Genomic DNA, 14,069 nt, shown 5'->3' with positions numbered 1-14,069 from the left:
CTACTTGCAGTAGGTGGCGTTGGCGACGTCGATGTAGATCTGAGCGTTCGCACCTGCCTGCTCGGGAGTGATCTGCTTGCCTTCCGCCGACGCTTCCTGGCCGACGAAGGCGGTCACGAAGGTCAGGACCTCGTCGTCGGTCTGAGGACCGGCAGCGCAGATGTAATTGGCCGTGTTGACGGCGATGCTTCCGTCACCGGCTGGGGTGATGCCCTTCGCCTTCAGTCCGTCGAGGAACTTCTGTGCCTCGGGACTGACCTCGACGACTGTGGGACCCGGGAAGCCCTCGATGCTCTGCGGCTGCTCCGGCGGCGCGGTGGCCGCGGCTCCCGGGCTGGTGGGCGCAGCCGACGCCGTCGTGGTCGCAGAGGCGGACGCAGATGCCGAACCGCTCGAGGACGAAGCCGCCGCGGACGTCGTGGTGACCGGATTGGAGGTTGCAGTGGAGTCGTCACTACCGCACGCGACAAGCGCGCCACCGGTGGCGAGCGCCAGGGCGCCGACCGCGATCGCGCGTGCACAAGTGTTTCGGTTACCCGAGAAAAGCGACATCAATGTCCGTCCTTGCCTTCAGTCGAAAGTCCATCAACAGGTTACGCAACGCACGCGGGCGGGCACCGATCCGTGATCGGGCCCGCCCGTCGTGCACCACTGTGAGTTAGTGAACTTCTGTCTTGTCACCGATCACCGTGATGTAGCCGAACTGGAAGTTCTGCTGGACACCACCGGGAATGTCGAACTTGTCACTGATCGGGAATCCGAGTCGTCCACCTTCGTATCCGACGCTCTTCCAACCGTCGAACAGCGGACCGTTCTCGACGGACCATGCACCGGTGCCGGGGCTCCAGTAGATGTTGCCGCCCTCGAACTCGGTGAAGCGTCCGTTGTCCTTGATCGGAACCTCGTTCGACTTCGGGAATCCGAGCCAGCCGTTTTCCCAGCCGAGTTCGCCGTACTTGCCCATGATCATTCCGAGAACCGCGTGAGTTCCGTTGGCGCTGCTGTACATTGCGCCGATCTCGAATCCCTGGACCTTGCCCGGCTTGCCGGGGGTCGCGATCTCGTCGGCAGTCGGGTAGCCGAGCGGGCCACCTTCCCAACCCTGTGCGGACCACTCGGCGAGGATGTCGCCGCTGACGGGGTGAGCGCCGGTCTGCGGGGTCCAGTAGATGGAGCCGTTCTGGAAGTGGTTGAAGCGTCCGCGTCCGTCGGGGGTACCGAGTTCGGGGGTACGCGGGAAGCCGAGCGGGCCGGCCGCTGCTCCGGTGTTCATGTACGCGCCGGCGATACGACCGGCGACGGGCTGGGCGCCCGTTCCACTGGTGAAGTAGATGCGACCGTTGCGGAAGTCCTGTGCCAGGCCACCCGCGACGCTGTACTCGGGGGTGATGCAGTCACCGATCCAGCCGTTGGCTGCGGCCGTCGCACCGATCTCACCCGAAGTGCCGCAAGCCGGCTTCTCGACCTCGACGCCGATGGCGTTGGCCAACTGCGGCCACAGCTGATGAAGCTCGAACTGCCAGTACGGCCACGAGTGGGTTCCGGACGGGCGGTAGTTGACCTGCGCGGGGATTCCGAGCTGGTTGAGCTTGGTCGCGAAGGTCTGCGAGGTCAGGCGAGCGAGGATCTCGAGGCCCATGCCTGCGTAGTTGGTGCTCACGCCGGGAATTCCCGACGGCTGGTCGTACGGGCCGGTCGTACCGCTACCACTCGAGACGTACAGGCTGACGCCCTTGAGCTTCTCGGCGAGCGCGTACGGATCGTGTGCAGCCCACTGCGGGTTGGACGGCGGTCCCCACATCGCGGCGGAGTTGTATCCACCGGCGTCGGTCATCGCGAACTGGATTGCCTGAGGCATGCCGAGCGAGGTGGTGGTGAGGATGCCGGAGAGCGAAGCGGCGAACTTGAAGAAGCCGGGGTTGCGCGCCGTGAGGAACATGGCGGACGTGCCGCCCATCGACAGTCCGACGACACCGCGTGTCTGCGTGGTCCGCCAGTCCTTTTCGAGGATGGGGGGCAGTTCCTTGGTCAGGAACGTCTCCCACTGGTAGTTCTTGCCGTTGTCGGGCTGGAGCCAGTCGGAGTAGAAGCTGGACTGACCGCCGACCGGGAGGATGACGTTGACGTTCTTGTCCGCGTAGAAGGACTCGGCGTCGGTCTCGTAGGTCCAGGCGTTCTCGTTGTCGGTCGCGCGAAGACCGTCGAGCATCCAGACCGAGGGGAAGCTGGCCGACGGATTGACGTTCCAATCGCGGGCCAAGAGGATCTGCACCTGAATCGGGGTGCCCATCGCGGGAGAGTTCACCCACAGCGCGACGCGACGCTCGCTGAGCCAGTCGACCTTCGTGACCGCTGCTCCGGTGGGGTTCTGGGTGGCGGCCGGTGCGGCCTGAGCAGGTGCCGGCGCGGCTGCCGCGGTTCCGGCCGTCGTCAAGCCCGCGGCGATCGGCAGAACCAGCATCGCTGCCAGTGCGCCGACGACCTTTGTCCGGAAGGTTGCCCGGGACCGGCGACGGTCCTCCGTGGCAAGGCCTACTCGCATGAGCTCACTCTCTTTCCTTACGTTCGGTCCGCGCGTCGATCGTGTGGCCGCCTGAGCAGCCAGACCCCCGTTGAAACTATTTCTACACGCAAACGATCCCCGCTTGGGGTAGCCGCGCTGTTACTGGTGGTGCAATTGTTACTGACATCGGGCGCTTGTGCAGCACCTGAATACACAAGTGCCGTCCCGGTTCTCCTTCGAGGAGTCCGGAACGGCACTGGTGAAGTGACTAGGTCACGGGATCGCGCACGATCACCAAGCGTTCATGGTGTCGAGGATCTGGCCGCGAGCCTTCCACAGCTCTGCCGACCAGTACGGCCACGAGTGCGTGCCGTTGGACGGGAAGCTGTAGGTGGCCGGGATACCCAGCGAGTTCATGCGGATCTGGAATGCACGGGTGTTGACCAGGGCGAGAGCCTCGAGGCCCATGCCGTTAGCCGTGTTGTAGTAGTCGATCGGTGCGCGCGGGTGGTCGTATTCACCGGGCAGGCCGCTTGCCGACGAGATGTACATCGACAGGCCCTGCAGACGCGGTGCGAAGACGAACGGGTCGTTGCGCAGCCAGGACGGGCTCCACGGCGGTCCCCACATGGAGTCGACGTTGAAGCGACCGGCATCGAGCATTGCGACGCGGATTGCCTCGCGCATGCCCGGAGCCGAGATGTTCAGGTAGCCCGACAGCGAGCCGGCGAACTTGAACTGGTCACGGTGGTAAGCAGCCAGCGTCAGAGCAGCGCTGCCACCCATCGAGAGGCCGAGGACCGCGTTGTTGGTGGGCGAGACGCCGTAGTTCGCGAGGAAGTTGGGCAGTTCTTCGGTGAGGAAGGTTTCCCACTTGTACGTGATCTGCTGGCCGTTGAAGTTCGACGGTGCATACCAGTCGCTGTAGAAGCTGGACTCGCCGCCGACGGGCATCACGAGGGTGATGTTGTCGTTGCGGTACTGGTCCATCGCATTGGTCTCGAAGCTCCACGCGTTGGCGTCGTTACGCGCACGCAGGCCGTCGAGGAGGTAAAGGGCAGCGTTTCCGCCGCGAGCGGCCCACTGGACCTGGACCTTGATGTTGCCCATCGAGGAGGGCACCCACAGCTCGTCGTATCCGCCGGAGGGGGCGGTGTGGCTGGGAGCAGTGTGCGCAGGCGCAGCAGAGGCGACAGCACTACCGGCAACTCCTGCAGCAAGGGGGAGCACAAGTGCTGCGGCACCGATGGCCAACGCTCGGTGCTTGAGGCGCTGGGTCAGCCTCTTTCTGGCAAAACGCATGGATACTGCTCTCTCTCTTCGTCTGCGGAACCCACTCGGTGGAGTGGTTCCGGCGGATTCCGTCGGGGAACAGGCTTTTCTGCCAGCCCGAACGAGTTCGGGTCGGCAGCGGACCTCTTCCAAGTCACACTGCGCTCGCTGGACTTTATGTCACAGGTTCAGCTGTGACAAATAGGTGGACCGTTACGTCCCAATCCGCGAGCAACACCTTCATCACCCCTCGGGGGTGATTCAGGTTAGGTGAATCGTCTTCGAGTACATCGTGGCCAATCAATTCGGTGTTACTGAATCGAAATATTCAAACCCTCAACAGTCGGTGATGCTGATCACATCACCTGGGTGACTCCGGTGGAACGAGACCGCAGCGTTCCAATTCGTAGGCCGGAACCCGGTCGAATCGGTACTTCGCGAAGTCGAATGCCTGCTGGAAGTTCTGTTTGAATCTGGCCCAGGTCAGCTCGGAGCGGTACGACGTGAGCAGCTCCTGAGTTTCCGGGCAGGTGATGGCCAGCTTTGCGTCCGCAACCCAGTCTTCGTCGAGGAAGAACGGCAGCCACGGTCGAACGTCGATCATTCCCGTGTCCGCGACCACCCAGTCCGGATAGAGATTCTTGTCGTGCCCGATCCGGCCGTCCTCGAGTCGCTCGGTGTGAGCTGCCAGGGGGTACGCCAGCCCCATCTGATCGAGCACCCGAACGTCGAGGCCGACGTTCATGCTCGTCATTCCGAGGTTGAGGAAGAAGACGACGTGCTCGGCCGGCTCTTCGATCGGTCCGGGTGGTGGGACGACGAACCAGGAGTCGTAGCTCGCGGACGGCAGCAGCAGCCCACCCTCCGGAGTCCGCGCGATGGTCTCGACCATGGCACGCATTCGCGGATAGTCGAGGTAGTCCTCGGCCAGGATCGGATGCTTGTGACCGGTGTTGAGTGCGTAGAACGCTCGCTCGTCGACGATTCCCGAGCGACCCACCACGGATCCTTCGGGCATACCCGTCGTGTTCGCGGCGAAGAAGGCCCAGATGATCGTGCCGATCCACAGCACCGCCGAGACTCCGAAGATCGCGGTGTCGCGATTACTTCCGAACGCTGCCCGCGCCGGCACCCGCAACGGAATGACCGCCACCGGGATGAGCAGGCAGAACAGCACCGGCAACAGGACGCGGCCGTGCATGAAGTCGCCGCCGACGCGCAGAGAGTAGATCCCGAGGATCAGCCCACTGCCGAGAATGAAGGTGACAATCGCCCGCGGCGTGCGCAGAAACTGCTGAAAGCGCTGCCACAGCGGGCGTGCGGGTTGATCTGCGGTAGCGGTAGGTGTGTCCGCTCGGCTTCGCCACACGAGCAGCAGCGCACCGATGAGCAGGAACAGCAACGGCAACCAGAGCAGGTACGGCCCGACCAGGTTCCACAGGTACGCAAAACCCTGCGCCCACTTCGCGCCACCGGCGTCCTTCGACACCGCGGTGTTCGGGTACGGCAAGGCGTAATAGCCCATTCGCCAGATCTGATAGGCCACCGGGACAAGTCCGGCGACGACGACGATCAGTGTGCGAATCTTCCAGGTCAGGCCTGCGGAGAGAACGATCATCATCAACGCGGCAGCACCGGGAATCGCCATCTCGGGTCGAACCAGTGGTCCGAGTCCGGCCACGAACGAGAGAGTCAGGATCGACGCCGTGGACGGCGTCGACGCCTGCGCCCACCGAACGAGCAGTACCCACAGGAGCGCGATCCAGAAGATCACCAAGCATGTCTCGAGCCCGGAAGTGGCGAAATCTCGCGCAGGCGGAACCGCGATGTAGACGAGAACACCCGCCGGTACCAGCAGGATCGTTCCGCCCGCCGACGGCCGAACGCCGCGGTACAGACGACCGGTGCCGAGCATCGCCAACACGACGGCAGCAGTCGAGAGTACGAGCGCGATCGTCAGAACAACGTATTCGAGACGGATCTGCGTGAGCCAACTGAACGCGTAGACGATGTACGTCCACGCGGTACTCGTGTTCGCCTCGACACGCTCACCCGCGTTGAAGACCGGGCCGTTCCCCGCGAGCAGGTTGCGGACGGTTCGCAAGACGATGAGTCCGTCGTCGGCGATCCAGCGACGCTCCCACGCACCCCAGAACATGAGGGCAGCAGCAAGCACCACCCCGCCGAGAAAAACTCCTCGACTGAGGGTGGTGCGATTCGCCGCAGTGTCGACGTGCGGGTCGGCCTCGGTGCGTGGCTCAGACGAGGTAGACAGCGACACCCACTACTCCGATCCACGCAATCGCGAGGAGTTGCAGCACCCGGTCACCGAGCGCGATCTCCTCAGGCTCTCCGGCTTCGCCGCCGTCGACGTCCACCGCGTATCGCAGCACCGCGATGGTGAACGGCACCATCGAGATGGCGTACCAGTTGGTGCCCTTGATGGCGTCCTGTTGGAACGCCCACAGTCCGTAGCAGAGGACCAGCGTCGTCGCTGCCATCGTCCACACGAAACGCAGGTACGTCATCGTGTAGCTCTCGAGGGACTTACGGATCTTGGCGCCGGTCTTCTCGGCCAACTGCAGTTCGGCGTAGCGCTTGCCTGCCGCCATGAAGAGTGAGCCGAACGCCATCATCAGCAGGAACCACTGCGAGAGATCGATCTCGGCGGCAACGCCACCGGCGATCGCTCGAAGCAGGAAGCCGGATGAGACGATGCAGATGTCGATGACGGCCTGATGCTTGAGACCGAAGCAGTAGGCGAGCTGGATGACGATGTACACGCCCATGACCACGGCGAGTTGCCAGTTGGCCAGGAAGGACAGCCCGATCGCACCGGCAAGCAGCACGACTGCCATGCCGTAGGCGATGCTGACGGGTAGAACGCCGGCCGCGATGGGACGGAACCGCTTCGTGGGGTGAGCACGGTCGGCTTCGACATCCATCGCGTCGTTGACGAGATAGATGCCTGATGCCGCCATACAGAACACGACGAACGCCAGCGCGACGGGCAACAGCACGTCGGCTTCGGTGGCGGTTCCGGCCGCGATGGGCGCTGCCAGCACAAGGACGTTCTTGACCCACTGACGTGGGCGAAGCGCCTTGACGATGCCGGCGGGCAGGGACTTCGGGGGTCCGCTGACCGTAGCCGGTTCCTCGCTCATTTATCTCCACATTTCTGTTCGGCTCTGGCTTCTTCGACCCGGCGAACTACCGCCGCGGATGCGGCTCCCAGTGCCGCTCCGGCGAGTACGTCGGTCGGGTAGTGAACTCCCAGGACCAGACGCGAGAGCATCATCGGGGGCACCAGCAACGCCGGTAAGGGTAGCCCGGTGAGCCGACCGATCAGCACAGCCGCCGCCGTCGTCGACGTCGCGTGTGATGACGGGAAGCTGAGCTTGCTCGGTGTCGAGACGTTGACCTGCACCGAAGGATCGGAAGGTCGCTTGCGCCTGACCACTCGTTTGATCACCACGGAGGCGGCGTGTGCACCGAATGCTCCGACGGCTGCTCCGGCCCATTCCCGTCGACGCGGCTTGTCCACAGCAGCTCCGACGGCAGCGATCGCGATCCACCCGAGGGAGTGCTCACCGAAGTGAGACATACCGCGGGCGACCTTGACGGCTCCCGGCAGCTGCCCGACGGTCGACTGAATCCCGGCCAGAATCTGTACTTCAGGAGATGCCGAAGACACGTTCCCACCTTTCCGTGCTGGTCAGTGAAGGAACGGCGTCCTGGTACTGCTTCTTGAGCTCGGGGAAACGGGCGGCGAGTTCGCGGCGCAACCGTGTTGCTTCCTTGAGCAGTTCGAGCGCGAGTTTCGGGTTTCGCTTGCGGTAGACGACGCCGCGACCGTCGGCCGTGGTGACGGTGACGCCGTCGACCTGCGAGAGCAGGAACCAACGGGCGTCGATGGTCGGAACATTGAGCTGAGGGCGCTCGAGGTGTTCCGGCTTGGCCGGCTTCACGTTGTGCACTCCGGCCCTGAGGACCCGGGTGATCTTCGCGACGGTCGACAGCGGCAGGCTCACGTCTCCGACATCCGCACCGGAGGGCAGCGGCAACGCAGTCGACGACGGCAGTACGACGGCGTCGGAGAATTCCTTGCGCTGGGCGTGGACCTCACCGAGTGCCGTCGGCAGCATGTTCGCGACGTGCTCGGGTCCGGCGAGGAAGTCCGCGATGGCCTTGTTCTGGATCGCGACGGTGGAGTACTCGAGGCACAGCAGGTGCTTGAGCGTTGCCTTCACCGTGTTGACCACGAGGCCACGGCCGTTGCCCGGCATGTGGAGCGCGGCCACCACCAGACGGTTACGGAGGTGGAAGTACGCCTGCCAGTCGATGGCGTCGTCCTTGTCGCTCCACGCCATGTGCCAGATCGCGGCACCGGGCAGCGTGACGGTCGGGTATCCGGCTTTCTTTGCGCGCAAACCGTATTCGCAGTCGTCCCACTTGATGAAGAGCGGTAGTGGCTGCTTGATTTCTTCGGCGACCTGGCGCGGGATCATGCACATCCACCAGCCGTTGAAGTCGACGTCGATGCGGCGGTGCAGGAGTTTCGATTCGCGCAGCGGCTTCTTCGAGAAATCGTGGTCGTATTCGACGTTCGGTGCCGCGGTCCACATGAAGATGCCGCGGTCGACCACTTCACCCATCACGTGGAGGTGGCTTCGTTCCTGCAGGTTGAGCATCTGCCCACCCACCAGCATCGGCGACTTCGCGAAACGCGAGAACGAAAGCGCACGCAGAATCGAGTCCGGTTCGATCTCGATGTCGTCGTCCATGAACAGGATGTGCTGGCACTGCGTCGTCTTGAGTGCCTCGTACATGATTCGGCTGTATCCGCCCGAGCCGCCGAGGTTGCCCTGATCGTGAATGGCGAGCCGATCACCGAGCGCTGCAGCAGCTTCGGCGAATCCGGGTTCGTCACGCACCTTGCGGGTGCCCTGATCCGGCATGATGACGGCCTTGATCACGTCCGACACCAGCGGATCCGAAGCCAGTGCAGCAAGCGCCTTGACCGCGTCGGTCGGACGGTTGAACGTCGGAATACCAACGGCGACAGTCGCTTCGCCGGGAGCCTCGACGGGCGCGTACCAGCCGCCGCTCTCGACGACCACTGCCGTATCGGTGGTGATGTCGAACCAGATCCAGCCACCGTCCTCGAACGGCGCCAGTTCCACCTCGAACTCGACCGCGGCATCGCCGTCGGCAAATTCCTTGCCTTCCACGTGAATTCGCGAGGAATCCGCCTTGGAACGGTAGATGTCGACGCGGCCGTGGCCGGACAGCTCGAGACGAAGGACCACCGATTTCAGGATGGACCATCGACGCCAGTAGCTGGCAGGGAACGCGTTGAAGTACGTGGCGAACGAGACCTCGGTCTCGGCGCCGAGCGCTACCGACGTGCGCGAGGTCGAGTGCGCCCGCCGACTGTTGGACCAGGACTCTTCCAAGTACAACGTGCGGACGTCGAGCGGCTCACCGGCGCGGGGCAGGATGATCCGCTGAAGCAGGGACTTGCCGAGGTAGGTCACCTCGTCGCCGCTGACGGCATCTTCGCCTTCGAGTAGATGACGTGCGTTCATTCGCTCTCCCCTGCCAATTCCGCACCCGTTTCGAGATGCGGGCGCAGGGTGTTCTCGAACATCGTCAGCGCGCTGGCGATCGCCATGTGCATGTCCAGGTACTGGTAGGTGCCGAGACGCCCACCGAAGAGGACCTTGTTCTCCACGGTCTCCTTCTTGGCGCGTGAGCGGTACGCGGAGAGCTTCTCGCGATCCTCTGGAGTGTTGATCGGGTAGTACGGCTCGTCCTTCGCCTCCGCGGCACGTGAGAACTCACGCATGATGACGGTCTTGTCGGTCGGGTACTCGCGCTCCGGATGGAAGTGACGGAACTCGTGGATACGGGTGAACGGCACGTCGGCGTCGTTGTAGTTCATGACCGGGGTGCCCTGGAAGTCTCCGGTGGGCAGAACCTCGGTCTCGAAATCGAGGGTGCGCCATCCCAGTGCACCTTCGGAGTAGTCGAAGTAGCGGTCGAGCGGGCCCGTGTAGATGACAGGGGCGTCGGGGCTGGCGGTGCGCAGTTCGTCGCGGACGTCGAAGTAATCGGTGTCGAGGCGGACCTCGATCTTCGGATCCTTCGCCATGTTCTCGAGCCACGCCGTGTAGCCGTCGACGGGCAGGCCCTCGTACGTGTCGTTGAAGTAGCGGTTGTCGAAGTTGTAGCGGACCGGCAGGCGGCTGATGTTCGCGGCGGGCAACTCGGTGGGGTCGGTCTGCCACTGCTTAGCTGTGTAGTCACGCACGAACGCTTCGTAGAGCGGGCGCCCGATCAGGGAGATCGCCTTCTCTTCGAGGTTGGAGGCGTCCTTCGAATCGATCTCGCTGGACTGTTCGGCGATGAGGGCGCGTGCTTCTTCGGGAGTGAAGTACCGACCGAAGAACTGCGACACGAGACCGAGTCCCATCGGGAACTGATACGCCTGCCCCTTGTGCAGCGCGAAGACGCGGTGCTGGTAGTTCGTGAACTCAGTGAACTGGGTGACGTAGTCCCAGACCTTCTTGTTGGAGGTGTGGAACAGGTGGGCACCGTACTTGTGGACCTCGATGCCGGTCTCCGGCTCTGCCTCCGAGTATGCGTTTCCCCCCAGGTGGTGACGGCGATCCAACACCAGCACGCGCTTACCCAGTTGGGTAGCGGCACGCTCGGCGATGGTCAGCCCGAAGAATCCCGAACCGACGACGATCAGGTCGTACTGGGCACGGGCGGTCTCTGAATTTGCAGCGGTCACGATGAACCAGGGTATCGGACCTGTTCGGAAGCCGAGGGTTGGATGCGTCACCAGGGACGATGCGGCAAGTCAGGACGTTGCAAGACCGATCAGACCGGAAGCACGAGGTGCACCGCTCGAATCGAATTCGATCACGATCGGTTCGTCGACGGGGAAGTGTGCGGGAAGTAGAAGCAGTCCCTCCGACGCGCAGCGTTCGAGAAGTTCGCGGCGGGTGACCCTCGCGATCTCGGGATCCGCGTCGCCGCCCTGACTGAGGTCCGGGTACAGAAACCGGATCGGATGGTGGACCACATCGCCGGAGATGACGGCGCCGCCGTCGGCAGTGCGAATCTCGATCACGATGTGGCCCGGCGTGTGGCCGGGCGCGCTGCGAACGACGACGCGTGTGCCTTCGGACTCGACCAGGACGTGGCCGTCGTCGACCGCCTCCCACTTCGCCCCGTCCAGAACGGGACGGACGCTGTCCTCGAAGGTCTGCGCCAGATCCGAGACCACTCCTTCGTGTGGACCGTCGGCGGCGAGTTGTTGGAGCGCGGCCAGTTCGGTGCGATCGAAAATGTAGGTCGCGCGGGGGAAGGTAGGCCGCCAGGTTTCGGCGTCGAGGGCGGTGTTCCAGCCACAGTGGTCAGGGTGCAGATGTGTGCTGACCACCAGATCGACGTCGTCGACGGACACACCGGTGGCTGCGAAGCGTGAGAGGTAGTCGGTACCGAACATGTGATGCGGCAAGAGGTTCGGCCGGTGCTTGCTGTTGCCGTTGCCGGTGTCGACCACGATGGCCTTGCCGCCGATTTCCACCAGGTAGGTGTGGATGGCAAGTACGAGGTCACCGCTACCCGCGTCGAAGAACTCCGGTGTCAGCCGCGCCGACGCTTCCTCTACCTCCGCCTCACTCGCCTGGGGAAAGAGCTCTCGCGGCGGAAACGGCCAGTGCGCCAGCTCTGTCAGTTGGGTGACGCGTGCCGACCCGACGTCGATGGTGAAGCTCATCAGTGTTTGCCTTCCGAACAGCTCGATACCGCTTGTGGGCACACACAAAGGCACCCACCGAAATGCTCGGTGGGTGCCTGGTCGGTGTCAATGGTTTTCGACGCCGGTGATCAAAGACTCCTCGCGATGATGCCCTTCATCACTTCGTTGGCGCCGGCGTAGATCTTCTGGACGCGGGAGTCCTCGTACATGCGCGCGATCGGGTATTCACGCATGTAGCCGTATCCGCCGTAGAGCTGCACGCACCGGTCGACGACGGCGCATTGCTGCTCGGTGAGCCAGTACTTGACCATCGCGGCGTCTGCGCCGTCCAGCTCGCCGTTGAGGTGATCCTCGATGCAGTTGTCGAGGAAGACACGGCAGGTGCGTGCGATCGTCTGGCACTCGGCCAGCTCGAAGGCGGTGTTCTGGAACTCGAAGAGGCTGTGCCCGAACGCTTGACGCGCCTTGGTGTATGCAACGGTCTCCTCGACTGCACGCTCGATGGTGCCGATGGCCTGCGCGCCGATGATGAGGCGTTCCTGCACCAGCTGCGCCATCAACTGACCGAAGCCGAGCCCCTCGGACTCACCGAGGAGGTTCGAGACGGGAACGCGAACGTCGGTGAAGGACAGCTCCGACGTATCGGCGCCGTGCTGACCGACCTTGTCGAGCACGCGGCCGACCGCAAAGCCTTCGCAGTCACGAAGATCCACGATCAGGAGCGAGACACCCTTGGCGCCCGCCTTGGGGTCGGTCTTGACGGCAAGCACGATCATGTCTGCGCTGCCACCATTGGTGATGAAGGTCTTCGACCCGTTCACGACGTAGTGGTCACCGTCACGGATCGCGGACGTGGTGATTGCCTTGAGGTCGGAACCTGTTCCTGGCTCGGTCATTCCGATGGCGCCGAGGATTTCGCCCGTCGCCATACCTGGCAGCCAGGCCTTCTTCTGCTCTTCGCTTCCGTACTCGAGCACGTAGTGGGCGACGATGCCACTGTGCACGGAGTTACCGAGCGCATAGTCACCGCAGTAGCCCTGCGCCTCGAAGACAGCGAGATCGTGCGCGAAAGTTCCACCGCCCCCGCCGTATTCCTCGGGAATCGAGCAGCACAGCAGACCGAGCTTGCCGGCTTCGAGCCACACGGACCGGTCGACGCGATGCTGAGCGTCCCACTGCTCACGCTTGGCGATCAGTTCACGATCGAAGAAACCACGGGCCAGTTCGGCTACTGCGGTGATCTCGTCGTCGTGCCACGACGGCTTGCGCTTGGTCGCCATGATCAGACCCGCTTCAGCAGGGCAGCGAGTGCCTGACCGCCGCCGATGCACATGGTGACGATGCCGAATTCGAGGTCGCGGCGAACCATGTCGCGCGCGGCACGCAGGGTGAGGATGGCTCCGGTGGCGCCGACCGGGTGTCCGAGGGCGATCGCTCCGCCGTACGGGTTGGTCTTCTCCGGATCCAGGCCACTGTCACGGATGACGGCGATGGCCTGCGAAGCGAACGCCTCGTTGACCTCGGCGGTGCCGATGTCGGACGGCTTCAATCCTGTTTGTGCAAAGAGCTTTTCGAGAGCGAGCACGGGAGCGTAGCCCATCAGGCCGGGCTCCATGGCTGCCGTCGTGACGGTTTCGAGCGTGACCAGTCCGGTGAGACCACGCTTGGCTGCCTCGGTGCCCGTCGCGAGGACGAGTGCGCCGGCGCCGTCGTTGATCCCCGACGCGTTACCGGCGGTGACGGATCCGCCCTCTTCGAATGCGGGGCGCAGCTTGGCGAGGGTTTCGACGGTGGTTCCGGGCTTGGGATGCTCGTCCTCGGTGACGGTGACGGAGCGCCGACCACCGGTCTCGACGGGAGTGATTTCCTCGGCGAATGCCGCCTTCGCTGCGTCGGTAGCCGCGCGGCGCTGAGATTCGACGGCGAACTCGTCCTGCTGCTCGCGACTGACGCCGTACTTACGGGCGACGGCTTCGGCAGTGCGACCCATGTGAGCCTTGCTGAACGGGTCGGTGAGCATCGCGACGGTGCCGTCGACGAGGCTGCGATCGCCGAGCTTGTAGCCCGAGCGGGCGGCGAAGTCGTAGAAGGGCATGCGAGACATGCTCTCGTCACCGCCGGCGAGCGTGATGGCAGCTGCGCCCCATCGCATCTGCATCGCCGCAGACCACACAGCCTGCAGGCCGCTGCCACAGAGACGGTTGACGGTGTAGGCGGGGACGTTCTCGGGCAGTCCGGCGGCGATGCCGACGCGGCGTGCGTTGTAGGCGTCCGGGCCGACCTGGCCGATGCAGCCCATGACGACCTCGTCGATGTCTTCGGGCGCAACGCCGGCGCGGCTCAGCGCGGCCTTGGCTGCTGCGGCGCCCAACTCGTGCGCGGGTACGTCCTTGAAGACGCCGCCGAAGCTACCGACGGGGGTCCTGGCCCCGTCGACGATGACGATCGGTTCGGGTGTGGTCATGATTGTCCCCATCTGCTGTGCTCACGTCGATTTCTCTGTCCGTGGCCGATACTAGG

The 14,069-nt window shown here is 64.0% G+C and carries 11 protein-coding genes; all 11 read right to left on the bottom strand.

Annotation, left to right across the window (positions count from 1 at the left end; genetic code table 11):
• On the bottom strand, nucleotides 1-552 hold the full coding sequence (locus GN300_RS12085) for a DUF732 domain-containing protein (protein WP_003943980.1): 552 nt from the start codon (nucleotides 550-552) through the stop codon (nucleotides 1-3).
• A gap of 106 nt (nucleotides 553-658) precedes the next feature.
• Complete coding sequence (locus GN300_RS12080; protein ID WP_003943922.1) at nucleotides 659-2,542, bottom strand: alpha/beta hydrolase-fold protein; 1,884 nt, start codon at nucleotides 2,540-2,542, stop codon at nucleotides 659-661.
• Between the two features lie 252 nt (nucleotides 2,543-2,794).
• Nucleotides 2,795-3,805: an alpha/beta hydrolase family protein gene (locus GN300_RS12075; RefSeq protein WP_007731818.1), complete on the bottom strand. Its 1,011-nt coding sequence runs from the start codon at nucleotides 3,803-3,805 to the stop codon at nucleotides 2,795-2,797.
• 331 nt (nucleotides 3,806-4,136) lie between these two features.
• Nucleotides 4,137-6,056, bottom strand: a complete 1,920-nt coding sequence (gene zomB, locus GN300_RS12070) for a flagellar motor control protein ZomB (RefSeq protein WP_063315260.1) — start codon at nucleotides 6,054-6,056, stop codon at nucleotides 4,137-4,139.
• Nucleotides 6,034-6,939: a decaprenyl-phosphate phosphoribosyltransferase gene (locus GN300_RS12065; protein WP_063315261.1), complete on the bottom strand. Its 906-nt coding sequence runs from the start codon at nucleotides 6,937-6,939 to the stop codon at nucleotides 6,034-6,036. The genes zomB and GN300_RS12065 overlap by 23 nt, the downstream gene beginning before the upstream one ends.
• On the bottom strand, nucleotides 6,936-7,469 hold the full coding sequence (locus GN300_RS12060) for a phosphatase PAP2 family protein (RefSeq protein WP_003943893.1): 534 nt from the start codon (nucleotides 7,467-7,469) through the stop codon (nucleotides 6,936-6,938). The genes GN300_RS12065 and GN300_RS12060 overlap by 4 nt, the downstream gene beginning before the upstream one ends.
• Nucleotides 7,450-9,363 carry a glycosyltransferase gene (locus tag GN300_RS12055; protein WP_007731821.1) on the bottom strand — a complete coding sequence of 638 codons (1,914 nt, stop codon included), beginning with the start codon at nucleotides 9,361-9,363 and terminating at the stop codon, nucleotides 7,450-7,452. Before GN300_RS12055 ends, GN300_RS12060 begins: the two co-directional genes overlap by 20 nt.
• On the bottom strand, nucleotides 9,360-10,574 hold the full coding sequence (glf, locus tag GN300_RS12050) for a UDP-galactopyranose mutase (RefSeq protein WP_063315967.1): 1,215 nt from the start codon (nucleotides 10,572-10,574) through the stop codon (nucleotides 9,360-9,362). The genes GN300_RS12055 and glf overlap by 4 nt, the downstream gene beginning before the upstream one ends.
• 69 nt (nucleotides 10,575-10,643) lie before the next feature.
• Nucleotides 10,644-11,567, bottom strand: coding sequence for an MBL fold metallo-hydrolase (locus tag GN300_RS12045; RefSeq protein ID WP_063315968.1), 924 nt, complete (start codon nucleotides 11,565-11,567; stop codon nucleotides 10,644-10,646).
• A 110-nt stretch (nucleotides 11,568-11,677) separates the two neighbouring features.
• The gene (locus tag GN300_RS12040; RefSeq protein ID WP_063315262.1) at nucleotides 11,678-12,829 is read right to left on the bottom strand and encodes an acyl-CoA dehydrogenase family protein; all 1,152 of its coding nucleotides are present in this window, start codon (nucleotides 12,827-12,829) and stop codon (nucleotides 11,678-11,680) included.
• A 2-nt stretch (nucleotides 12,830-12,831) separates the two neighbouring features.
• Nucleotides 12,832-14,013: a thiolase family protein gene (locus tag GN300_RS12035; protein WP_007731825.1), complete on the bottom strand. Its 1,182-nt coding sequence runs from the start codon at nucleotides 14,011-14,013 to the stop codon at nucleotides 12,832-12,834.
• Nucleotides 14,014-14,069 lie beyond the last annotated feature (56 nt).

It is taken from the genome of Rhodococcus sp. Ni2, from assembly GCF_021352185.1.
In the GTDB taxonomy this organism is placed as follows: Bacteria; Actinomycetota; Actinomycetes; order Mycobacteriales; family Mycobacteriaceae; genus Rhodococcus_F; species Rhodococcus_F qingshengii.
Note: the sequence above shows the minus strand (reverse complement) of the source record. Positions and strands in the feature narration are given on the sequence as shown.